This window comes from Burkholderia sp. BCC1996, from assembly GCF_905339955.1.
Taxonomy (GTDB): Bacteria; Pseudomonadota; Gammaproteobacteria; order Burkholderiales; family Burkholderiaceae; genus Burkholderia.
The window spans coordinates 46,043-68,151 of the sequence record NZ_CAJPHM010000012.1; the positions used below are offsets into that span (position 1 = coordinate 46,043).

Annotated in this window: 21 protein-coding genes; 9 read left to right on the forward strand and 12 right to left on the reverse strand. The window is 66.9% G+C overall.

Annotation, left to right across the window (positions count from 1 at the left end):
• Positions 1-24: 24 nt before the first annotated feature.
• Both U4Z64_RS18820 and U4Z64_RS18825 read left to right on the forward strand, forming a co-directional pair.
• Positions 25-1,254 (forward strand): SfnB family sulfur acquisition oxidoreductase, encoded by a 1,230-nt coding sequence (locus U4Z64_RS18820; protein WP_321820620.1) that lies wholly within the window; start codon positions 25-27, stop codon positions 1,252-1,254.
• Between the two features lie 148 nt (positions 1,255-1,402).
• The gene (locus tag U4Z64_RS18825; RefSeq protein ID WP_321820621.1) at positions 1,403-2,851 is read left to right on the forward strand and encodes an APC family permease; all 1,449 of its coding nucleotides are present in this window, start codon (positions 1,403-1,405) and stop codon (positions 2,849-2,851) included.
• 43 nt (positions 2,852-2,894) lie between these two features.
• Here the strand turns inward: U4Z64_RS18825 and U4Z64_RS18830 are convergent, their stop codons facing one another.
• The gene (locus U4Z64_RS18830; RefSeq protein WP_321820622.1) at positions 2,895-3,542 is read right to left on the reverse strand and encodes a LysE family translocator; all 648 of its coding nucleotides are present in this window, start codon (positions 3,540-3,542) and stop codon (positions 2,895-2,897) included.
• 106 nt (positions 3,543-3,648) lie between these two features.
• Between U4Z64_RS18830 and U4Z64_RS18835 the strand changes: the two genes are divergently transcribed.
• A complete protein-coding gene (locus tag U4Z64_RS18835; RefSeq protein WP_321820623.1) occupies positions 3,649-4,497 on the forward strand; it encodes a LysR substrate-binding domain-containing protein in 849 nt (282 codons plus the stop codon).
• 32 nt (positions 4,498-4,529) lie between these two features.
• Here the strand turns inward: U4Z64_RS18835 and U4Z64_RS18840 are convergent, their stop codons facing one another.
• Positions 4,530-5,420 carry a LysR substrate-binding domain-containing protein gene (locus tag U4Z64_RS18840; protein ID WP_044848646.1) on the reverse strand — a complete coding sequence of 297 codons (891 nt, stop codon included), beginning with the start codon at positions 5,418-5,420 and terminating at the stop codon, positions 4,530-4,532.
• A gap of 153 nt (positions 5,421-5,573) precedes the next feature.
• On the opposite strand from U4Z64_RS18840, the gene U4Z64_RS18845 reads away from it, so the two are divergent.
• The gene (locus U4Z64_RS18845) at positions 5,574-8,627 is read left to right on the forward strand and encodes an FAD-binding and (Fe-S)-binding domain-containing protein (RefSeq protein WP_321820624.1); all 3,054 of its coding nucleotides are present in this window, start codon (positions 5,574-5,576) and stop codon (positions 8,625-8,627) included.
• An 81-nt stretch (positions 8,628-8,708) separates the two neighbouring features.
• On the opposite strand, the gene U4Z64_RS18850 is transcribed toward U4Z64_RS18845, so the two are convergent.
• From U4Z64_RS18850 to U4Z64_RS18860, 3 genes are all read right to left on the reverse strand, one after another.
• A complete protein-coding gene (locus U4Z64_RS18850) occupies positions 8,709-9,011 on the reverse strand; it encodes an XRE family transcriptional regulator (protein WP_257773388.1) in 303 nt (100 codons plus the stop codon).
• An 88-nt stretch (positions 9,012-9,099) separates the two neighbouring features.
• Positions 9,100-10,254, reverse strand: coding sequence for a branched-chain amino acid ABC transporter substrate-binding protein (locus U4Z64_RS18855; RefSeq protein ID WP_124523117.1), 1,155 nt, complete (start codon positions 10,252-10,254; stop codon positions 9,100-9,102).
• Positions 10,255-10,849: 595 nt separating this feature from the next.
• Positions 10,850-11,752, reverse strand: coding sequence for a DMT family transporter (locus tag U4Z64_RS18860; protein ID WP_321820625.1), 903 nt, complete (start codon positions 11,750-11,752; stop codon positions 10,850-10,852).
• Between the two features lie 57 nt (positions 11,753-11,809).
• On the opposite strand from U4Z64_RS18860, the gene U4Z64_RS18865 reads away from it, so the two are divergent.
• From U4Z64_RS18865 to U4Z64_RS18880, 4 genes are all read left to right on the forward strand, one after another.
• The gene (locus U4Z64_RS18865) at positions 11,810-12,787 is read left to right on the forward strand and encodes a LysR substrate-binding domain-containing protein (RefSeq protein ID WP_321820626.1); all 978 of its coding nucleotides are present in this window, start codon (positions 11,810-11,812) and stop codon (positions 12,785-12,787) included.
• A gap of 171 nt (positions 12,788-12,958) precedes the next feature.
• Positions 12,959-13,618 carry a nitroreductase gene (locus U4Z64_RS18870; RefSeq protein ID WP_321820627.1) on the forward strand — a complete coding sequence of 220 codons (660 nt, stop codon included), beginning with the start codon at positions 12,959-12,961 and terminating at the stop codon, positions 13,616-13,618.
• 33 nt (positions 13,619-13,651) lie between these two features.
• Positions 13,652-14,119 (forward strand): sodium:proline symporter, encoded by a 468-nt coding sequence (locus tag U4Z64_RS18875; RefSeq protein ID WP_321820628.1) that lies wholly within the window; start codon positions 13,652-13,654, stop codon positions 14,117-14,119.
• Between the two features lie 155 nt (positions 14,120-14,274).
• Positions 14,275-14,748, forward strand: a complete 474-nt coding sequence (locus tag U4Z64_RS18880) for a hypothetical protein (protein WP_044848656.1) — start codon at positions 14,275-14,277, stop codon at positions 14,746-14,748.
• Positions 14,749-14,837: 89 nt separating this feature from the next.
• Here U4Z64_RS18880 and U4Z64_RS18885 read toward each other — a convergent pair whose 3' ends face one another.
• The 7 genes from U4Z64_RS18885 to U4Z64_RS18915 all read right to left on the reverse strand — a co-directional run bounded on the left by U4Z64_RS18885 (position 14,838) and on the right by U4Z64_RS18915 (position 21,627).
• The gene (locus U4Z64_RS18885) at positions 14,838-15,227 is read right to left on the reverse strand and encodes a carboxymuconolactone decarboxylase family protein (RefSeq protein ID WP_111017994.1); all 390 of its coding nucleotides are present in this window, start codon (positions 15,225-15,227) and stop codon (positions 14,838-14,840) included.
• 14 nt (positions 15,228-15,241) lie between these two features.
• Positions 15,242-16,654, reverse strand: a complete 1,413-nt coding sequence (locus U4Z64_RS18890) for a purine-cytosine permease family protein (protein ID WP_321820629.1) — start codon at positions 16,652-16,654, stop codon at positions 15,242-15,244.
• A gap of 115 nt (positions 16,655-16,769) precedes the next feature.
• Complete coding sequence (locus U4Z64_RS18895; RefSeq protein ID WP_321820630.1) at positions 16,770-18,239, reverse strand: aldehyde dehydrogenase; 1,470 nt, start codon at positions 18,237-18,239, stop codon at positions 16,770-16,772.
• 12 nt (positions 18,240-18,251) lie between these two features.
• Positions 18,252-19,289: an LLM class flavin-dependent oxidoreductase gene (locus tag U4Z64_RS18900; protein ID WP_321820631.1), complete on the reverse strand. Its 1,038-nt coding sequence runs from the start codon at positions 19,287-19,289 to the stop codon at positions 18,252-18,254.
• Positions 19,290-19,300: 11 nt separating this feature from the next.
• Positions 19,301-20,236: a flavin reductase gene (locus U4Z64_RS18905; protein WP_321820632.1), complete on the reverse strand. Its 936-nt coding sequence runs from the start codon at positions 20,234-20,236 to the stop codon at positions 19,301-19,303.
• Position 20,237: 1 nt separating this feature from the next.
• Positions 20,238-21,056 (reverse strand): alpha/beta hydrolase, encoded by an 819-nt coding sequence (locus U4Z64_RS18910; protein ID WP_321820633.1) that lies wholly within the window; start codon positions 21,054-21,056, stop codon positions 20,238-20,240.
• Positions 21,025-21,627, reverse strand: a complete 603-nt coding sequence (locus U4Z64_RS18915) for an amino acid synthesis family protein (RefSeq protein ID WP_321806346.1) — start codon at positions 21,625-21,627, stop codon at positions 21,025-21,027. The genes U4Z64_RS18910 and U4Z64_RS18915 overlap by 32 nt, the downstream gene beginning before the upstream one ends.
• A 107-nt stretch (positions 21,628-21,734) precedes the next feature.
• On the opposite strand from U4Z64_RS18915, the gene U4Z64_RS18920 reads away from it, so the two are divergent.
• Positions 21,735-22,025 carry a DUF1330 domain-containing protein gene (locus U4Z64_RS18920; RefSeq protein ID WP_321820634.1) on the forward strand — a complete coding sequence of 97 codons (291 nt, stop codon included), beginning with the start codon at positions 21,735-21,737 and terminating at the stop codon, positions 22,023-22,025.
• Positions 22,026-22,109 lie beyond the last annotated feature (84 nt).

Consider the following 22,109-nt stretch of genomic DNA (forward strand, 5'->3'; position numbering starts at 1 on the left):
ATGCAGATTTTTGCCGGAAACTCCATGTCCACGGAAATCATCGAAGAACACACGCGGCCGCAAGCAGACGCTGCGCCCGTTCCCGTCATCGGCTCCGATGCCGAAGCGCTCGACGTCGCGCATCAGGTCGCGGCGCGACTCGCCGAACATGCGGCGCTGCGCGATCGCGAACGGAAGCTGCCGTACGACGAAATCGAGCTGTTTTCGTCGAGCGGGCTGTGGGGGATCACCGTGCCGCGCGAATACGGCGGCGCGGAAGTGTCGAACGTCACGCTCGCGGAAGTGATTGCGATCGTCTCGCAGGCGGACCCGTCGATCGGGCAGATTCCGCAGAATCACTACTGCCTGATCGAGGATATTCGTCTCGAAGGCAACGATGCGCAAAAGCGCTTCTTCTTCGATCTCGTGCTGAAGGGCGCGCGCTACGGCAACGCGTTTTCGGAAGCGGGCGGCAAGAACGTGCTCGACATCCAGACCCGCGTGCACCGCGACGGCGACGGATTCGTGCTGAACGGCCGCAAGTTCTACTCGACCGGTACGCTGTTCGCGCACTGGATTCCGGTGCTGGCCCTCGACGAGGCGGACCAGGCGGTACTTGCATTCGTGCGGCAGGGCGCGCCGGGGCTGACCGTGATCGACGACTGGAGCGGCTTCGGCCAGCGCACCACCGCGAGCGGCACGGTGATCGCCGAGAACGTGCGCGTGAGCGCGTTCGAGATCTTCCACACGCAGCGTTCGTACGATCGTCCGACCTTCGCGGGCCCGTTCGCGCAGATCACGACGGCCGCGATCGATCTCGGCATCGCGCGCGCCGCGCTGCAGGACACGATCGCATTCGTGCAGCAGCATGCGCGGCCCTGGATCGACAGCGGCGTCGAGCGCGCAAGCGAGGACCCGCTGACGATCGCGCAGATCGGCGACATCGCGTACCGCGTGCATGCGGCCGAAGCGCTGCTCGCGCGCGCGGGGCGCTTCGTCGACGTCGCGAAGCGCGAGCCTGACGAGGACACGGTCGCGCAGGCCGCGATCGCCGTCGGCGAGGCGAAGATCGCGACGACCGAGGTATCGCTGCTCGCGGCGAGCAAGCTGTTCGAACTGGGCGGCAGCAAGTCGACGCTCGCGAAATACAACTTCGACCGCCACTGGCGCAACGCGCGCGTGCATACGCTGCACGATCCCGTGCGCTGGAAATACCACGCGGTCGGCAACTACTACCTCAACGGCGTGAAGCCCGCGCGCCATTCGTGGAACTGACGAACCCGCGCCGGCGTCGCTGCCGCGACGTCGTTCCGATGTTCGCCGCGGCGCGCATTTTCGTACGGGCGCACGCAGCGGCCCGCGTCGAGGCCATGCCACGGACGCGGCACACGCCGCGCCGCCCCAATCATGACAAGGTGAATCGATGAGCCATCCAGCCACACCCGCGCAGGCGCTGCCCGCGCCGGGCACCGCGCCGCAGGCAGGCGGCCTGCGGCGCAATTACCTGAGCCTGCCCGAGCTGATCGCGCAGTCGATCGGCCTCGTCGGCGTGTCGGGCGGGATCGGCGTGCTGATTCCCGCCGTGTTCGCGACGGCCGGCAACGGCACCTGGCTCGCGTACCTGTTCGCGATCGTCGCGCTGCTGTTCTCGTCGTGGAGCATCTCGGTGTTCGCGCGCGATTCGGCGTCGCCGGGCGCGCTGTATGCATACGTGTCGGCCGGCATCGGGCCGACCTGGGGCGCCATCTGCGGCTGGTCGCTGCTGATCGCCTATGCGGTGGCCGCGGCGGGCATCCTGCAGGGCACGATCAACACGTTTCTCGTGCTCGGCCGCGAAACGGGGCTGCTCGGCGCCGCGACGCCGCTCGGCACGGTGCTCGGCCTCACGGTCGTCACCGCGTTTGCCGCGTGGTACATCGCGTTTCGCGACATCCGGCTGTCCACGCGCTTCACGCTGTTCGTCGAGCTCGCGACGCTGCTGCTGATCGCCGCCGTCGTGATCGGAACGATCGCATTCGGCGGTCATCCCGTCGATCGCGCGCAGCTCACGCTCGAAGGCGTGAAGCCGACGCAGCTGCAGCTCGGGATGGTGCTGGCGTTCTTCAGCTTCACCGGGTTCGAGAGCGCGACCGTGCTCGGCGCCGAGGCGCGCGACCCGTTCCGCGCGATTCCGCGTGCGGTGCTGATCAGCGTGGTCGGGCCGGCGCTGCTGTTCGTGGTCGGCGCGTACGGGATGGTCGGCGCATTCCACGGGCAGACGCCGCCGCTCGATCGCGTCGACGGGCCGCTCGCGGTGCTCGCGCATCGGCTGGGCGCCGGGTGGGTCGGGGTGCTGATCGACGCAGGGGTGGCGCTCAGCTTCTTCGCGGCATTCTTCTCGTCGATCAACGCGGCGGCGCGCATCGTCTATACGTTCGGGCGGCAGGGCGTGCTGCATGCGTCGACCGGGCGCGCGCACGAGACGAACGCGACGCCGCACGTCGCGGTCGCGCTGATCGCGGTGCTCGCGCTGGCGACGGCGCTGGTGCTGACCGCACGCGGCACGGCACTGCTCGATTCGTACGGCTATCTCAGCTCGATCGCCACCTACGGCTGGCTGCTCGCCTACGTGCTGGTCGCGATCGGTGCGCCGCTCTATCTGCGTCGGCAACGCAGGCTTCGCGCGCGGCACGTCGCGATCAGCGTCGTCGCGGTCGTGCTGCTCGCGATTCCGCTCGCCGGCAGCGTGTATCCGGTGCCGGACGGCGTCTATGCATGGCTGCCTTACGTGTTCGTCGCGTTGCTGGCGGTCGGGCTCGCGTGGTTCGTGGTGCTGCGCGTGCGGTTTCCGGAGCGGCTGCGCGACCTGGAGGCCGAATTGCTGACGAAGTGAACGCGCGGCGGCGCGATGCACATCGGTACGTGCGTCGCGGCCGTCACGCCACACCCGCCATGCTCGACGCCTCGACGAGCATCTGCACGCCGAGGCCGCCGAGCACCGCGCCCATCGCCCAGCGTTGCGCGAGCAGCAGCGCCGGCCGCCCGTGCAGGAACGTCGCGATGCGGCTCGAGCCGATCGCGACCAGTCCGTTCGCCGACACGAACGCCGCGATCAGCAATGAACCGAGCAAGAGCGACTGGCCGAACACGCTGCCTTGCCGGTAATCGATGAACTGCGGCAGCAGCGACACGAACAGCATCGCGAGCTTCGGATTCAGCACGCTGGTCGTCGCGCCCATCGCGAGCAGCCGCAGCGGTTGCTCGTTCGGCAGCGTCTTCACCTCGAACGGTGAACGGCCGCCGGGCCGGACGGCCTGCCACGCGAGGTAGAGCAGATACGCGGCGCCCACCACGCCAAGCACGGTGCCCGCGTACGGCACGCTCAGGAACAGCGTCGTGATCCCGAACGCGGCGCCGAACATGTAGAACAGGTAGCCCACCGTCACGCCCGCCAGCGAAATCAGCCCGGCGGTGCGCCCTTGCGCGATCGAGCGCGACATCACGTAGACCATGTTCGGCCCCGGCGTGATCGCGAGCATGCCGCCGATAACCAGGAATCCGTAGAGCGAGCCGGAGGTATGCATGGTTACAGCTTCCCGCGATGAATGTCGATGACGTCCATTGTCCGGCCTTGGAGGAGGACAGTAAAACGGGATAAACTGAATCGATTGATCAGATTTTCTGAATGACATGAAAAAGCTCGACCTCGATGTGCTGGCGATGGTGGTGGCCGTGGCGGAGTCCGGCTCGTTCGCGCAGGGCGCGCAGGCGGTGCACCGGTCGCCGTCGGCGGTGAGCATGCAGATCAAGGCGCTGGAGGACGCACTCGGCAAGCCGCTGTTCATCCGCGACACGCGCAATGTCACGGCCACCGACGACGGCCGCATGCTTGCCGAATACGGCCGCCGGATGCTGGCGCTGCGCGACGAGGCGTGGGCGTCGGTCGTGCGGCCTGAGATCCGCGGGCGCGTGACGATCGGCGTGCCGGACGACTACATCTCGTCGCTGCTGCCGCAGGTACTCGGCAAGTTCGCCGCGATGCATCCGCGCGTCGAAGTGCGCGTGATCGGCCAGCCGAGCAGCGCGCTGGTGCCGATGCTGAAGGACAACACCATCGATCTGGCCTGCCTCACGCGCATCAAGGGCGTGACCGGCGAGCTGGTGCGGCGCGAGCCGATCGTGTGGACCGGCTCGGCGAAACGGAACGTATGGGAAGAGCGGCCGCTGCCGGTCGCGCTCTTCACGCACGGCAGCATGGCGCGCGATCACGCGCTCAAGGCGCTGAACCGGCAGAAGATTCCGTTCCGGATGTCATACGAAAGCCCGAGCTTCCTCGGCTTGCTCAGCATGGTCGAGGCCGGCCTCGCGATCGCGCCGCTCGCGCGCTGCAGCATTCCCGCGCATCTCGTCCGGTTGTCGCAGAACGAAGGGCTGCCGCCGCTCGACGCGATCGAGGTCGTGCTGGCGCGCAGCGCGCAATCGGCGCGCCCGCTGTGCGACTACCTCGCCGAACAGATTCTCGATGAATGGCGCGCGTGAGCGCGCCGCGCGGCTGCCTGCGCTTCAGCACGTCAGCACGATTTCAGCAGCCATTCCCGAAACGCGACCAGCGACGGCAGCGTGTCGTTTTCCGGCGGATACACGAGGTAGTAGCTGCGCTGGCTGGTGATCGCATCGCCGATCGACACGAGCTCGTTGCGGCTGAGCTCGTCTTCCACCAGCACCTTCGGCACGAGGCCGATCCCCATTCCCGCCCGCACGGCCTGGATCAGGTGCGACGTCAGCTCGAAACTGGGACCGATGCGCATCTCGCGATGATCGAGCCCGAAATGCGAGAACCATTCGGCCCACGCGTGCTGATTGCTCGTCACGCCCAGCAGCGTCTGCCCGACCGCCCATGCCGGCGCGCGCGGGCCGGCCTTGCGGCGCCCGACTGACTCGGGGCTCGCGATCGCGATCAGGAACTCGTTGTACAGCCGGTGCGCGTGCAGGCCGGGCCAGTCGCCCGCGCCGACGGTGATGGCCGCGTCGAGATCGTCGGTATGGAAGTCGATGCCGCCGATCCGCGAATGCAGGTGCACGGTCACGCCCGGATGCGCGGCATAGAAATCGTGCAGGTGCGGCAGCAGCCATTTCGAGCCGAAGGTCGGCAAGGTCGCGAGCCGCAGCGTGCCGGCGCCGGCCTGGTGCGACATCGCCTGCAGCGTCGCGCCGCGGATGCGCCCGAGCGCGCCGCTCAGCTCGACGAAGTAGCGCCGCCCGACTTCCGTCAGCTTCACGGAGCGGCCTTCACGCCGGAACAGCGGCACGCCGAGCTGATCCTCGAGCGTCTGGACCTGCCGGCTGATCGCGCTCTGGCTCAGCGACAGCTCGTCGGCCGCACGCGTGTAGCTTTCGTGGCGCGCGGCGGCCTCGAACACCAGCAGCAGCGACATGGACGGGGTCAGGCGACGGTAATTCATGAGTTTTATGCAAGTTGTGCCGGGGGAGAATTCGTTTGTTTCTCGCGCTGATTCGCACGATACTGGATTTCCGGGCTGCGTGGAATCTTGCTCAAAACTCATGTTTTCGATCGAGGCCGCGCACCGGCTCCCTCCACATTGCGCTTTCATCCCATGCCGATCGCTCCGTTGCCCCGTCCCGCCAGCCCGCCCGAGGCTCGTTACCGCGACTTTCTCGCCGCCCTCCAGGCGGCCGGATTCGCCGGCGAAATCCGCTCGGACCATGCGAACCGGACCGTCCAGGCGACCGACAACTCGATCTACCAGCGCCTGCCGCAGGCGGTGATCTGCCCCGCGCATGCGGACGACGTGCGGCTGCTCGCGCGCCTGCTCGCCGAACCCGCGCACCGCGACGTCGCGGTGGCGGCGCGCGGCGGCGGCACGGGCACCAACGGGCAGTCGCTGACCGACGGCGTGGTCGTGGACCTGTCGCGCAACATGAACCGGATCCTCGAAATCAATGCCGGCGAGCGCTGGGTGCGCGTGCAGGCGGGCGTCGTCAAGGACCAGCTCAACGCCGCGCTGAAGCCGCATGGCCTGTTTTTCGCGCCCGAGCTGTCGACGTCGAACCGCGCGACGGTCGGCGGGATGATCAACACCGACGCGAGCGGGCAGGGCAGCTGCACGTACGGCAAGACACGCGACCACGTGCTCGCGCTCGACTTCGTGCTGATGGGCGGCGAGCAACTGCACAGCGACGCGCTCGCGGACGACGAACTGGAACGCCGCTGCGCACGGCAGGACCGGGTCGGCAAGGTCTATCGCACCGCGCGCCGCATCAGCGACGAAAAGGCCGCGCTGATCGACGCGAAGTTTCCGAAGCTCAATCGCTGCCTGACCGGCTACGATCTCGCGCACCTGCGCGAACCGGACGGCCGCTTCAACCTGAACAGCGTGCTGTGCGGCGCCGAAGGCTCGCTCGGTTTCGTGGTCGAGGCGAAGCTGAACGTGCTGCCGATCCCGAAGTATTCGGTGCTGGTCAACGTGCGCTACGCCGGCTTCATGGACGCGCTGCGCGATGCGCGCGCGCTGCTCGAACTCAAGCCGTTGTCGATCGAGACGGTCGACTCGAAGGTGCTGATGCTCGCGATGAAGGACTTCGTGTGGAGCAGCGTGGCCGAGTATTTCCCGCAGGACGATGCGCGTCCGACGCTCGGCATCAACCTGATCGAATTCTGCGGCGACGACGCCGGCGACGTCGATGCGCGCGTGCGTGCGTTCGTCGAGCATTTGCGCACCGACACGAGCGTCGAGCGCCTCGGCCACACGCTCGCGACCGGCGACGACGCGGTGAAGCGCGTGTACGCGATGCGCAAGCGCGCGGTCGGCCTGCTCGGCAACGTGCAGGGCGAGGCGCGCCCGCAGCCGTTCGTCGAGGACACCGCGGTGCCGCCCGAGAATCTCGCCGCGTACATCGCCGAATTCCGCGCGCTGCTCGACGGCCACGGGCTGCAGTACGGGATGTTCGGCCACGTCGACGCGGGCGTGCTGCACGTGCGCCCGGCGCTCGACATGAAGGACCCGAAGCAGGCGGCGCTGGTGCGGCCGGTGTCGGACGCGGTGGCCGAACTCACGCAGCGGCATGGTGGCCTGTTATGGGGCGAGCACGGCAAGGGCGTGCGCTCCGAATATGCGCCGGCGTTCTTCGGCGAGCTGTATCCGTCGCTGCAGCAGCTGAAGGCCGCGTTCGATCCGCACAACCAGTTCAACCCGGGCAAGATCGCGACGCCGCCGGCGCCCACGCTGCGGCTCTTGAAGATCGACGAGGTGCCCACGCGCGGCGACCACGACCGGCAGATCGACGAGCGCGTGTGGCAGAGCTACGGCACGGCGATGCACTGCAACGGCAACGGCGCGTGCTACAACTTCGATCCGGACGACGCGATGTGCCCGTCGTGGAAGGCGACGCGCGAACGCGTGCAGTCGCCGAAGGGGCGCGCGTCGCTGATGCGCGAATGGTTGCGTCTGCAAGGACAGGCCGGCGTCGACATCGTCGCGGCCGCGCGGGCGCGGCAGCCGTTCCTGCGCGGTTTCGCGCAACGCTGGCGCAACAGCCGCGCTGCGCGCAACGGCGAAGCCGACTTTTCGCACGAGGTGTACGACGCGATGGCCGGCTGCCTCGCGTGCAAGTCGTGCGCGGGGCAGTGCCCGGTCAAGGTCAACGTGCCCGAGTTCCGCTCGCGCTTTCTCGAGCTGTATCACCAGCGCTACTTGCGGCCGCTGCGCGACTACCTGATCGGCTCGCTCGAATTCACGATGCCGTGGATGGCGCGCGTGCCCGCGCTGTACAACGGGCTGATGCGCGCCGGCTGGGTGCGCACGCTGCTCGAGCGGCACGTCGGCATGGTCGATAGTCCGCTCCTGAGCCGCTTCGACCTCGCGGCCGTGATCCGGCAATGGAAGGTGCGGCCGGCCGAGCCGCAGGCGCTCGCCGCGTTGAGCGATGCGCAGCGCGCACGCAGCGTCGTCATCGTGCAGGACACGTTCACGCGCTATTTCGACACCGAGCAACTGGCGACGCTGATCGAACTGGCCGCGCGTATCGGCTTCCAGGTGTGGCTCGCGCCGCTCGCGCCGAATGGCAAGGCGCTGCACGTACAGGGCTTTCTTCGCGCGTTCGAGCAGGCGGCGATTCGCAACGCGACGCAACTGGCCGCGCTCGCGCGCTCGGGTGTCGCGCTCGTCGGCCTCGATCCGGCGATGACGCTCACGTATCGGCAGGAATACCTGAAGGTGACGGGGCTCGCCGACGTGCCGAAGGTCGCGCTGCCGCAGGAGTGGTTGCTGGACGCGATGCCGGAGGCCGGGGCGGGCGCGCACGGCGTATCGGCAGCGTACCGGCTGCTGCCGCATTGCACCGAGAAGACCAACGCGCCCGACAGCGGCAAGCAGTGGGCGCAGGTGTTCGCGCGTCGCGGGTTGCGCCTGGCGGTTCAGGCGGCAGGGTGCTGCGGGATGTCGGGGACCTACGGGCACGAGGCGCGCAACGTGCACACGTCGCGCACGATCTATGCGCAATCGTGGGCCGCGCATGTCGATGCGCCGGAACAGGAGGGCGAAGCGCTGGCGACCGGATATTCGTGCCGCAGCCAGGTGAAGCGCCTGTCCGCGCGGCAGGTGCGTCATCCGCTGCAGGCGCTGCTCGAGCACGTGCGTGCGGCGGCGTGACGGGCGGGCCGCGAGCGCGGCGCGGCAGCGCGCGTGACGGTGTCGAGCGGCACCGACGATGCCGCTACCGACCGCTGCGGCTCAGGAGCCGGCTTTCGCGGTCTTTCGCGTGCGCGGCTTGTCCGCCGCCTGAAACGCGCCGACGCCGCGCGGCCGTTTCGGCTCGATGCCCGTCTTGCCGATCACGTGCCGGAAATCGATCTCGTGCGCGGCGAGCGCGCCGATGAGTGTCGCGATGACCGCGAGGTGGGAAGGGACGGTGCCCTTGCTCGAATAGTTCGTGATGGAACTTTCGTTCATCCGGATCAGCCGGGCGAACTCGCGCGCCGTCAACTGCGCTTTCTTCAACTCCTGTTGAAATTCCGCGTACGCCATTGCACACATGTCGCCTCATCTCCGCAAAACATGAATCGGCCCCGCGCGACGCCGGCGCAAACGGGTGGCGTTCCCGTCGTGCCGGCGTCGCGAGGCGTTACATCTTCACCTGGTCGAGGAAGGTCTTCTTGCCACTCTTGTAGCCGTAGATCGAGATGATCCCGTGCGTCAGGTCGCCCTTCGCGTCGAACGTCGTCGTGCCGATCACGCCTTCATATTTCGTCGACGGCATCGCGGCGAGGATCTTCGCCGGGTCCGTCGAGTTCGCGCGCTTCATCGCGTCGACGGCGATGTAGACCGCGTCGTACGCGAACGGCGCATCGAACTTGATGCCCTGGTTGAAGCGCTTCTGGTACTTGGCGAGGAACGCCGCGCCGCCCGGCATCTTCTCGAGCGCCGCGCCCGCCTGCGAGCACAGCACGTTGTCGGCGGCCGGGCCGGCCAGCTGGGCGAGCGAGTCGGTGCACACGCCGTCGCCCGACAGGATCTTCGCGCGCAGGCCGAGCTGCTTCGCCTGCTTCGCGAGCGGGCCGCCGGTGGCGTCCATGCCGCCGTACATGATCGCGTCCGGGTTCTCGCCCTTGACCTTGGTGAGAATCGCGCGGAAGTCGACGGCCTTGTCGTTGGTCGCGTCGTGCGACAGCACCTTCAGGCCGAGCGCCTTCGCCTTCTTCTCGAATTCGTTCGCGAGGCCCTGGCCGTACGCGGTCGAATCGTCGATCACCGCGACGCTCTTCACGCCCTTCGACTGCGCGTAGCTCGCGAGTGCCGGACCTTGCTGCGCGTCGGTCGCGACCACGCGATACGTGGTCTTGAAGCCCTGCAGCGTGTAGGTCGGGTTCGTGGCGGACGGCGAGATCTGCACGATGCCCGCGTCGCTGTAGATCTTCGAGGCAGGGATCGACGTGCCCGAGTTCAGGTGGCCGATGACGGCGACGACCTTGTCGTCGACGAGCTTCTGCGCGACCTGCGTGGCCTGGCGCGGGTCGGCCGCGTCATCCTGCGCGTCGAGCTGCAGCGTGATCTTCTGGCCGCCGATTGTCAGGCCCTTCGCATTGATTTCTTCCACCGCGAGGCGCGCACCGTTCTCGTTGTCCTTGCCGAGGTGCGAAATGCCGCCCGTCGTCGGTTCGACGCTGCCGATCTTCACGACCTGGTCGGCCATCGCGCCCGACGCGGCCGCAAATGCGGCGGCCGCCAGTGCGACGGTGATCAGGGGTTTGCAGCGCATGCCGACAGTGCTTCGTTCCATCTGCCATCTCCGTTGATTGATATTTCTGGTGCCGTCCGGTTTGCCGCGCGCCCTTGTGAGGCGGTCGGTGTGCCGGACGAATCTCCGTGACCCGTGACGGGCCCGACTTGCATGTCACCCGGGGCTCGCACGAGCGAGCGGGCGATTGCGTCCGGCGACACGCAATTCGTATGAATATATCCGAACGCGCTTGCGCCCGCTTCCGCGAATTGCCCGGCCTTGCGCAAATGTGATGCGATGGCGCGGCCGTTTCGCGATGCGTCGCGCAGGTGTGACCTTTGTGCGCCGTCGATTGCCTCGATTATTCGACCGGGCCGATCCCGATGACCATGGACAGCGCGATGCAATCAATCCGGCACTGTTCGGTCGATTTGTCTGCACAGTTTCGTCGCCGTGGCGCTGCACGAGATGCCGTCATCCGCTTGTTGCAACTAACGGTCAAGCCCGGCCGCGTCGGCGAATTGCGAATGGCGACGGGTCGTTCGGCGCAGCGTGTACGTCCGGCTTTGCAGATGACGGGGGACGGCTCGTTCGGCTCGGCCGGCCCGCTGCCGGCTCGTCCGGACCGGCGTCGCCGTCCCGCGCGGCCGCATGCCTACGTCCGTCCGCGCATGGCCACGAATATCACGCCGGCGATCGCCAGCAGGCCGCCGCACACCGTTTCGATGCCGGGCCGCTCGCCTGTCAGCGCCATCGACAACACCGTCGCGACGGCCGGTGTCAGGTACAGGAAATTGGCGGCGCGCGCCGCGCCGAAGTAGCCGAGCGCGAAGGTCCAGGTCGCGTAACCCAGCGCGGCGGGAAAGATGCCGAGCACCAGGACGGCGAGCGCCGTGTCGCGTGACGCGCCGCCGCCGAGCGACGCGAGCGCGCCGGGCAACCATGGCGTGAGCAGCAGCGCACCGGCCAGCAGCGTATACGCGGTGCAGGGCAGCGCGCCGTAGACGGGAATCAGCCGCCGCTGCAGCACGAAATAGCTGGCCGAACACAATGCCGCGCCGAGGATCAGCGTGCTGCCGGAGCCGAGCACGAGGCCGCCGGGCTGGCCGTGCGCGATCACGGCGATGCCGGCCAGGCTGACCAGCGAACCGAGCCATCCGCGGCGATTGAAGCGTTCGCGAAGAAACACCGCGGCCAGCAGCGCCGTGAAGATCGGCAGCGTGTTCACGATGAAGCTCGCCGCGCCGGCCGACACGGTCTGCTCGCCGGTATTGAGCAGCGCGTTGTAGAGTGCGATGCCGAGCAGGCCGCAGACGAGAAAGCGCAACGCGTCGCGTCTGGCCGGCATGCGAGGCCGCCGCCACGCGAGCCATGCGATCGCGAGCACCGCCGCGGTCGCGAAGCGCGCGGCCGCGAGTTGCAGCGGGGCCAGCCCGTGCAGGCCGATCCGGATGAACGGGAAGGCGGAGGCCCACGAGACGATCGTGAACGCCACCGCGCCGGCCGCGACGAGCGGCAGTCGCGCGCTGCGCGACGAGGGGGAGGAAAGCGTGTTCATGCGGCAATGGTGTGGCGACGCGAGATGTTAAGCTAGCGCACAGATCAACCAGCGGGTATGAATATGGCTCACAGCTCGGTGCGACGCCGGGCCGGTGGCCCGGCGCGCACGCAGCAGCATGCGGCGGACGCGCTGCCGTCGGTCACGCCGGCACCCGGCCCGCGGCCGCCGCTGGCTAGCCTGGAGACCGTCTGTGCGGTGGCGCGGCTGGGCTCGTTCCTGGCGGCCGCCGACGCGTCCGGCGTCACGCACGGCGCGATCAGCCGGCGCGTGGCGGCCGTCGAGAACTGGCTTGGCATGGCGTTGTTCGAACGTCATGCGCGCGGCGTGCGGCTGACGCCGGACGGCCAGCGTTTCGTCGGCCGGATCGAACAGGCGTTCGCGATCATCGACGGCGCGGCCGACCAGTGGCGCTCGCCGCGTACGCCGCGACTGGTCAGGATGAGCGTGGTGCCGGCATTTGCGCAGCTCTGGCTGCTCGAGCGCCAGCACGCGCTCGAGAGCGAGGCGCCCGCGTTGCGCATCGAGCTCGGCATCGAGCTTCGCAATGTGGACATCGCCGCCGGCGAAGCGGATCTGTCGATCCGGTACGGGCGCGGCCACTGGCGTCAGCTCGAAACCTGCGCGTTCATGCCGGAGACGCTCCATCCGGTCGCGCATCCGCGGCTCGCCGCGCAGCTGGCCGCGCGGCGCCGTCGCAACGACGCCGCGCTGCTCGAGATGCCGCTGCTGCACGACTCCGACGTGACCGGCTGGCGCACCTGGTTCGACGCGCTCGGCATACCGTTCAAGCCGCGCGCGCAGGATCGCCGTTTCGAGGACTACAACCTGGTGCTCGCGGCGGCCGAGGCGGGGCTCGGCGTGGCGCTGGCGCGTACGCCGCTCGCGGATGCGTATCTCAGGCGCAGCGCGCTCGTCCGCGTGAGCCGGCATGAGGTCGAGTCGCCGCTCAGGTATCACTTCGTGCATGCGAAGGGCGAGAATCGTCCGGAGGTGCTCGCGCTGATGGAGCGGATGCGGGCCGCGCTGGGATAGGCGGCACGGGCGTCGAGGTGTGCGACGCAGGCGACGCACGCGGCGCGGACGGCGCCGCCGCTCGACCCGGGCTACCGGATCGTCGACAATGCGACCGCGGAAAATTGCGGGACCCGACAGATTAACGAGAATCGAGCGTGTTGAACCGTTCGAATGCAGAGGGAATGAGGAATGAATAGACCAGACAAGTCGTCGAAAGCGCGTGCGGCGCTCGACCAGCTGTTTTCGGGCATGGCGCCCGCGGACGCGCAGCAGCGCGCGTCGCGCCCGGGCAACCCGTTCGAAGCGGCAGGCGACCCCGCCGGCGCCGACGGCCGCGTCGAAGTCACGTTGTCGACGAGAATCCAGTTGCGCGGCTATCCGGGCGCGGATGCGTTCATGAAGCGCATGGCCGAAGCCTGGGGCCTCGCGTGGGGCCCGTACGACGCCGTGCGGGCGACGGCGACGCTGCCGGCCGGCTGGCGCTCGCGCCGGCTGCCGGAAGTCACGCAGATCGTCGACGAACGCGACGTGCTGCGCGCGGAAAGCAGCCTGCAGGGCGGCGAGCTGTCGTATCTGAAAGTGCATCCGCGCTATTACATCGATGCGCGCAAGGGGGTCGGCTGGCGCAAGTCGTCGAAGGCGTCCGACGATCCGGATCTCGACGGCCCCGACTGGAACTGCTACGTGATGGACCGGGAAAAATCCGCCGAGGTGCACGAGCTGACGACGTCGTCGTCGAAGGCCGATCTGGACAACGCGCGTGCGACGTTGCTGAAATGGCTCGACGAGCACTACCCGAAGCATCGCGATCCGTTCGCATACTGGACGGATTGCGAACGCCCGCTGTAAGTCCGCACGGCGCGCGGCCATCGCGGAGCACCATTGAAACAGAACGGTCCGGTCCCGATTCTCTGGGCAGCGTTCGGCGCGGCGGTCGGCTCGACCGTCATCGAGCTGATGCTCTGGCCGATTGCCGGAGAAGACCCCTTTCACAACCTGCTGCGCGACGCGCGCCTGACGGCCGCCCTCGTGATGGGGCGAGCCGTGCTCGGCGCGTCCCCGGGCTTCGATCCGACGATCATGGGCGTGGCGACGCTGGTGCATGCCGCGCTGTCGCTTGCCTATACGGCCGTGCTGGCGAGGATGGTGCGCAACCTGTCGCCCGGCGCCGCGCTGGTGGCGGGCGGCGCGTTCGGACTGGTGCTCTACGGTATCAACCTGCACGCGTTCACCGCGATCTTCCCGTGGTTCGTTCCGCTGCGCGGCGCGATCACGCTGGTCGCCCATGTGGTCTTCGGCGTGATGGCGGCGGGCGTCTACTGCATCGTCCGGCGTTCGGCGCGCGCATGATCGTCGGCGGTTCGTGTATCACGCATGCGTATCCCGACCCCAGGAATAATCGGCCATGCCACATCGTCTAATGGTCGGGTGACCCTATACGAAGCCGCGCGTCGTCCGTGACGCCAAGGCTCGGGTGGTCGGGGGCAACAATGCAGGAGCCGATCATGTGCAACTTGTTTCGGGTCGGGATGGGCGTCGTCTGTCTCGGATGCTCCATGTGCGTGCTTGCGCAAACCTATGACGACTCGCCGGACGAAGGCGCCCGCTGCCGTGCGGTCGTCATGCAAGCGGAAATCGACGGCACGGAACAGCAGATCGTCGGGCGCGCGTGCCGGCAAGGTGACGGCACCTGGCAGATGATGCAGAGCACGGACGGCAGCATCGTGTGGTATCCGGATACCGCCTATCCGTACGCCGATCCCTGGTACTGGGGACCGGCGGTGTTCGTCGGCACGGGCGTCAGCTTCGTCTTCATCGACCGTTTCCATCATCGCCATCACTTCGACCACTTCGGTCACGTCGGCCACTTCGACGGGGGCATGCGTGGTCGTGTCGGTGCTCCGATGGGCACCGGCTTTCACCGTGGCCCGGTGTTCGTCGGCGGTGAGCACGGGTTCGGGGGAATGAGGCGGCATTGAGCCGGCGAATACGGCGCGGCGGATGCCCACCGCAGTGTGCGTGTGCCGCGGCGTTGCGATCTCGCATTACACGTGCGCGAGCGGCTCGCTTACTTCAACGCTCCTTCGGCCACCAGCACTTCATGCGCAGCCTTGAACGCGCTGAGCCCGTGCGGGATCCCGGAATACGCGGTGGCATGCAGCAGCGTCGCCTTGATTTCATCGACGCTCACGCCGTTGTTGAGCGCGCCTTTCACGTGCAGCTTGAGCTCGTTCGTATGACCGGCGGCGGTCAGCATCGCGAGATTGAGCAGGCTGCGCGTCTTGCGGTCGAGTGTTTCATCGCCCCATGCCCAGCCCCATGCCCATGCCGTGGTTGCGCGCTGGAACGCCATCATGAAGGCGTCGGCCTTTTCCATCGACGCATCGACATATTCCGGGCCGAGCACTTCGCGGCGGATCGGCAAGCCCTTCTGAAACAGCGCATCATCTTCGTTCATGATTGATTTCCTCGTTATTCCAAAGCCCCGGCGCTCGCCGGGCACCGTCCGCGCGAATGCGAACCGTCCTTCGATGCGAACAGGTAGCAGACCGTCGCGGTGACGACGAGGCCCATCATCCACGATACGTCGGCGCCGCCGAGAACCGATGCCCACGCGCCGTGGAAGAAGCTCTCCTCCATGAACGGCACCTGAACCGCAATCCCGAACGCGTAGATCGCGATGGCCCTGACATTGAACGCCCCGTACACGCCACCACTGCTGCTGATGATTTCCGTGACCCGGTAGCGGCGGTTGTTGACCAGGTAGAAGTCGATCAGGTTGATCGCGATCCACGGCGCCAGCACGATGCGCAGCGCGAAGATCGCATTGAGGAAGATCGAGATGAAGTTGCTCGACGCCCACAGTGCAGCCGCGGTCGACACCACCAGCAGGACCGCCGACACGACGACGCGCACGTTGCGGCCGGGCACCCAGTGCGGCCGGAACGTCTGCGCGGCGGTGATGAACGACAGCACCGCGCCATACAGGTTCATCCCGTTGTGGCCGATGATGTTGACCAGAAACAGGAAGATCAGCACGTAGCCGAACGCGCCGGTCTGCTCGCGGATCGCCTGCATCGCGTCCGTCGAATGCCCGGTGCTGACGGCGAGCACGCCGAACAGGAATGCGAAGATCGTCCCCAGTGACGTGCCGAGGTACGTGTACGCAAAGGTCTTCCCGAATCCGGCGGAAGCCGGCAGATAGCGCGAATAGTCGGACGTATAGGGCGCGAAGCTGATCTGCCAGACCGCACACAAGCCGAACATCGCGAACCAGTTGGCGAGATCGAAATGACCCTGCTGGAACATCCGCGCATCGAGGCCCGGCACCATCAACGCGATGCCGACCACTAGTGCGCCACCCATGAACCACGCGCCGATCTTGTTGAAGCGATGAATGAAGTGGCAGCCGATCACGCCGACCAGCGTCGCGAGCATCGCGCCGATGACGGTTGCGATCGGCACCGGCACTGCGGGCGCCGCCGTGTGGAGCGTCTTGCCCGCGAGAATGATGTTCGACACGAAGAAGCCGAGATAGATCAGCGTGGTGAAGCACACGACCAGCAGCGACCCGTAGCGGCCGAATTGCGCGCGGCTCTGGATCATCTGCGGCACGCCGACCAGTGGCCCCTGCGCGGAAGTGAGCGCATGAAAGATCGCGCCGAAGAACTGTCCGGCCGCGATCGCGACGATCGCGCTTATCAGGTCGAGGTGGAACACCAGTACCGACGTCGCGCCGGAGATCACGGCCAGCGGGGCGAGGTTCGTGCAGAACCACAGGGTGAAGAGGTCGGCCGGCTTGCCGTGCCGCGCCTCCGGCGGAACATATTCGATCGAGTTGCTTTCGATGGCGAGAACGCTACCGTCGCTTTCCTGCTTTGTCATGTTGTCTCCATCTTTATTGCCGGGGCCATGCGTCGCCGCATGCGCCTGATGACGCGCGCGGCGCGGCATGGCCCTTGCGGCCTTGAGTCGATACTGCCGGCGAAAGCGTAGCCGCTCAGCGCATCACGAACGGGTCGCCAATCGGATCGTCCGACGTGCGCAGCCACACGGACTTCGTGGTCGTGTATTCGAGCGCGGCGCTCAGGCCGCCTTCACGTCCATGCCCGGACAGCCCGAAGCCGCCGAACGGCACGAGCGGCGACACGGCCCGATAGGTGTTGATCCACACGATGCCGGAGCGCACGCGCTTCGACACGCGGTGCGCACGCGTCAGGTTGGTCGTGAAGATGCCGGCCGCGAGGCCGTAGGCGGTGCCGTTTGCCTTCTCGATCGCTTCCTGTTCGGATTCGAACGTGTCGACCGACAACACCGGGCCGAACAATTCGGTCGTGATGCTGTCGGCTTGCGCGACGCCGGTGCAGTCGAGGATCGTCGGTGCGTAGTAATACCCGTCGCGCTCCAGCCTCTTTCCGCCTGCGAGCACCTTGGCACCCTGGCGCGCCGAGTTCTCGACGACCGTCTCGATGTTGCGAAGCTGCCGTTCCGTACACAGCGGGCCGTACTCGGTTTCCCGCTCGTTGGGTGAACCCACGCGAATCCGCGACACACGTTCGATCAGCAGCGCAAGGAACTGCGCCTTGACGGAAGCCTCGATCAGCAGGCGCGAACCCGCGACGCAACTCTGGCCGCTCGCCGCGAAGATCGCGGCGACCTGCGCATTCACCGCGCTCTGGATATCGGTATCGGCGAACACGATGAATGGCGACTTGCCGCCGAGTTCGAGCGACACCTTCGCGAGGTTGTTGGCCGTGTTTCGCACGATGTGGCGCGCGGTCTCGGGGCCGCCGGTGAACGCGACCTTGTCGACGCCCGGGTGGCTGCTCAGCACCGCGCCGCATTCCGGGCCGAAGCCGGTAATGACGTTGACGACGCCCGGCGGGAATCCTGCTTCGTGCACGACGCGCGCGAACTCGAGCAACGGTCCCGGTGCTTCCTCGGACGCCTTCAGCACCACCGTGCAGCCGGCCGCGAGCGCCGGGCCGATCTTGACCGCGGACAGGAACAACTGGCTGTTCCAGGGCACGATCGCGGCGACCACGCCGACCGGCTGCCGCTCGAGCCACACCTGCATGTCCGGCTTGTCGACGGGGATGCTGCTGCCTTCGAGCTTGTCGGCGATGCCTGCGTAGTAGCGGTAATACTCGGCCACGTACGCGATCTGGCTCGACGTTTCCCGGATGATCTTGCCGGTGTCGTTCGTTTCGATTTCGGCGAGCCGCGGTGCAGCTTTTTCGACGAGATCGGCGAGCCTGTACAGCAGCTTGCCGCGCGCGGACGCGGAGAGCCCCGCCCAGGCGGGATCGGTCAGCGCGCGACCGGCCGCCGCTACCGCGCGGTTCACCTCGTCGGTGCGGGCTTCCGGCATCTGTGCCCACACGGCGCCGGTCGCCGGATTGATGCTGCCGAACGTGGCGGCACCGGGCCCGAACTGCCCGTCGATATACAGCTGAAAATGCACATTCATGGCATCGTCCCCTTACTGGAACGCCGGCATCACGTCGCGGATCATCCGCTCGAGCGACGCCTTCTTGCGCTCGAAGCTCATGCCGGTATCGATCCAGAACGAGTACTCGTCGAAGCCGAGCTCTTCATAGGCCTTCAGGCGCCCGATCACTTCCGCAGGCGTGCCGATCACGTTGTTCTTGCGCATCGCTTCCGGCGTGTAGAAGGGGTGCGCCGCGATTTCGTCGCGGCTCAGCGGCTTGATCATCCCGCGGCTGACCGGACGCTCGTTCTTGAACCACGCGCCGAAGTAGTTGTAGAACACGTTGACTTCGTCGGCGGCCAGCTGTGCGTCGTCCTCGCTGCTCGCCACATAGGTGTGACGCAGCAGCATGATCTGCGGGCGCGGCACGTCGCTGAACTTCGCGCACGCGGCGTTGAAGTGGTCGACGAGCTTCTCGACCTCCTCATCACCGAGGTGCAGCGGCGTGACCTGCACGTTGCAGCCATTGGACACCGCGAACTCGTGGCTGTTCGGATCGCGCGCGGCCACCCAGATCGGCGGATGCGGCTGCTGCAGCGGCAGCGGTGACGACGTCGTCGACGGGAATTGCCAGAATTCGCCGCTGTGCGCGTAATCGCCTTCCCACAGCTTTTTTACGGCCGGGATGAGTTCGCGCATGCGCTGGCCCGCGCCCCACGCGTCGAGGCCCGGCATCAGGCGCTCGTATTCGAACGAGTACGCGCCGCGCGCGATCCCGAGTTCCAGGCGGCCGCCCGTGATGATGTCCGTCATCGCGGCTTCGCCGGCGAGCTTGATCGGATGCCAGAACGGCGCGACGACCGTGCCCGTGCCGAGCCGCACGCGCTTCGTCTTGTTCGCGAGGTCGACGAGGTTGATGAACGGGTTCGGCGCGATCGTGAAGTCCATGCCGTGGTGCTCGCCGGTCCAGACGGCATGCATGCCGCCGCGGTCGGCGATCTGGCACAGCTCGACCATCTCGTCGTACAGCTGCTTTTGGCTGGTCTGGTCGGAGACGCGCTCCATGTGGACGAAAAGCGAAAAACGCATGATGTGACCTTTCAGGAAAGAAGCGGGCGGATGGTGCCGGTGCTGTGATCGCCGAAGTACAGGCCGTAACTCTTCAACTGGCTCTCCTTGCGATAGCGCTCGAGCATGCTGGCGAGCGCGCTGTCCTGGAACGCGTCGGCGTCGAGGTCGTCGAGGCTCACGAATTCGCCGGCCGCCGCCGCTTCGTCCGGTGCGCTGCAGAGGAACGAGATGTACTGGTAGTGCGTCTCGGTATTGTTGTAGACCGAATAGATGAAGCTTGCCGATGCGTCCGGCTGGTATTGCCGGAACAGTTCGGCGAGCGCCTTGTCGGCGCCTTCGTTGCCGATTTCCCGGGTGGGCAGCGCCCACTTGCGGTCGGCCGTCTGCACCATCAGGACCTTGTCGTCGCGCGTGATGATCGCGCTGACGATGACCTTCGGTCCGGCGATGACTTCGGCCGACAGCTTCGCCGGCGTGAAATAGCCGCCGCGGTAGTAGCCGAGCCCCGCGTAGCCAGCGGAATGGAACGCCTCGATCTTGCCGATGATGAGCGCGTGATCGCCCGCGTCGATCACCGCGTGCGTCGTGCAGTCGAACCACGCGCTGACGTCGTCGATCAGCGGGTTGCGATGCGCGCTCAGGTGCCAGCCGACGTTCGCGAAGCGATCGTCTCTCGGTCGCGCGAAGGTGTTGGAGAGGTCCTTTTGTCCTTCGGCGAGGATGTTGATCGCGAAGTGGCCGGTCGTGGAAAACGTCTGGAAATTGCTCGACGTCTTCGCGATGCTGATGAGCAACAGCGCCGGATCAAGCGATACCGACGAGAACGAGTTCGCGGTGAAGCCGACCGGCTGGCCGTCGTCGCGCGCGGTGGTGACGATCGTCACGCCGGTCATGAATGCGCCGAACGCATCGCGCAGCTCCCGCGTGTTGATGATCGGCGTTTCCTGGCTGATTGCTTGGCTCATGTCACACTTCCGATTTCAGGGTTTCCGCCTGCGGCACGGTCTGCAGCCACGCACGCAGCGCGCGATTGACGGCGTCGGGCGCGGTCAGGTTCACCATGTGGCGCTCGTTCTCGATCACGACAGCCTTGCCGTCCTGCGCGGCCTGCGCCATCTGCCGGGCCATCTCGGGCGTCGAATTCGGGTCGTCCGACCCGGTGAGCACGAGGGCAGGGCACGCGATCCGGTGCCAGCCGTCCGCATATACGTCGTCACCGTTCGCGAACGCGGTGTACGCGGTCGCGTAGCCGGCCAGATCGACCGACTGCAGCCACGATTCCACCTTCTGCGCGGCGGCCTGCTGCGCTTCTTCCGCGTTGAACCAGCGCCGCAGCGGCGTATCGACGTCGATGGTGCCCGAGCGCAGTTCGGCGGCACGTTGCAGCACGGCCTCGCGCGCCTGTTCGGTGCGGCGGTACACGCCGTTCAAGACTGCCACGCGCTTGACCAGATCGGGCCGCGTCACGGCGACGCCGGCCGCAATCAGCGAACCCATCGAGTGGCCGGCCAGGTTGACGGGGCCGACCTTCAGCGCCTCGATGAACCCGATGGCCCACTGCACGAACTGCTGCAGGTCGGCGTCGGTGTCGAGCGCATCGCTCATCCCGTGGCCCGGCATGTCGACGGAGATCACGCGGAAATCGCGCGACAGGTCGTCGATCTGCGGATACCACGCGGCCGCCTGCATGCCGACCCCATGAATCAGCACCAGCGGTTCGCCGGTGCCGTGGTCGAGACAGTGGGCGACGCGCTTATTTGACAGCAGCAGGGTTCTTGACGTCATTTCCGAGCTCTGCGAGATCCTTGTAGCGGTCGCCGATGCGGTGATGCGGACGGCCGGCGGTCGCGGCGCCGATGGCGATGACCAGTTCGTCGGCGGCCGGTGCATCCGGGATCGAGAATTGGAGTGTCAGGTAGTGCGAACGGCGACCTTCGTCATTCTTGTCCATCATCGGGATCAGCAGCGGCGCATTGGCCGGGCCGCGCGTGTTGTTGAACGCGAGGTACGACTTCGCGCCGACGGCCGTGCGATAGATGTTGCCGAAGTGCAGCGTATGGATCAGCGCGGATGCATGCTCGATTTCACCGTCGAGGCCGACGATCGCGCTCTTGCCGAACGCTTCGACCGCGTCGCCCGAACCGGCCTCGTCGAGGATCAGTTTGGTCAGGTGTTCGCTGAGCTGCGGGGCGATCGCGCGAATCTCCGGCGACAGGTCCTCGACGTACCCGCGGCCTGCCCACGGGTTCTTGATGACGGCGACCGCGCCGATCATCTTCAGTGGTTTGGCAGCGACCTTGTCGCCATCCACGTAGAGCGTCTCGACATGGAGGACGGATTTCCGAATCAGGCTCATGGCACCTTCCTTTCGTGCGTTGATTGTGCGATTCATTGTGGTATACCATGTTACGGCATGCCATGAGTGTAAACCCGTATCAGAAATTTCCTAAGCGGAGGTGAGAAATGAGTGCGTACTGGATTGCCCACGTGCAGGTGCTGGATCCCGTGAAGTACAAGGACTACACGGACATCGCGCCGCAGGCGTTCAAGAAATTCGGTGCCGTGTTCCTGGCGCGTGGCGGCGCGTCGCAGACGCTGGAGGGCGACGCGTTCGAGCGCCACGTCGTGATCCGCTTTCCCGACATGGAAACGGCGCTCGCGTGTTATCACTCGCCGGAGTACCAGGTGGCGAAGGCGAAGCGGGATGGACATTGCCGGGCGCAGATCGCGATCGTCGAGGGGCTCGAGGGCTGATCGCTGGGTCGGGCACGGGCGCAGGCCGGGCGGGATGGAAGACGCTGGCAGTTAGGTCATAATATGGCATTCCACGTTTGCGGC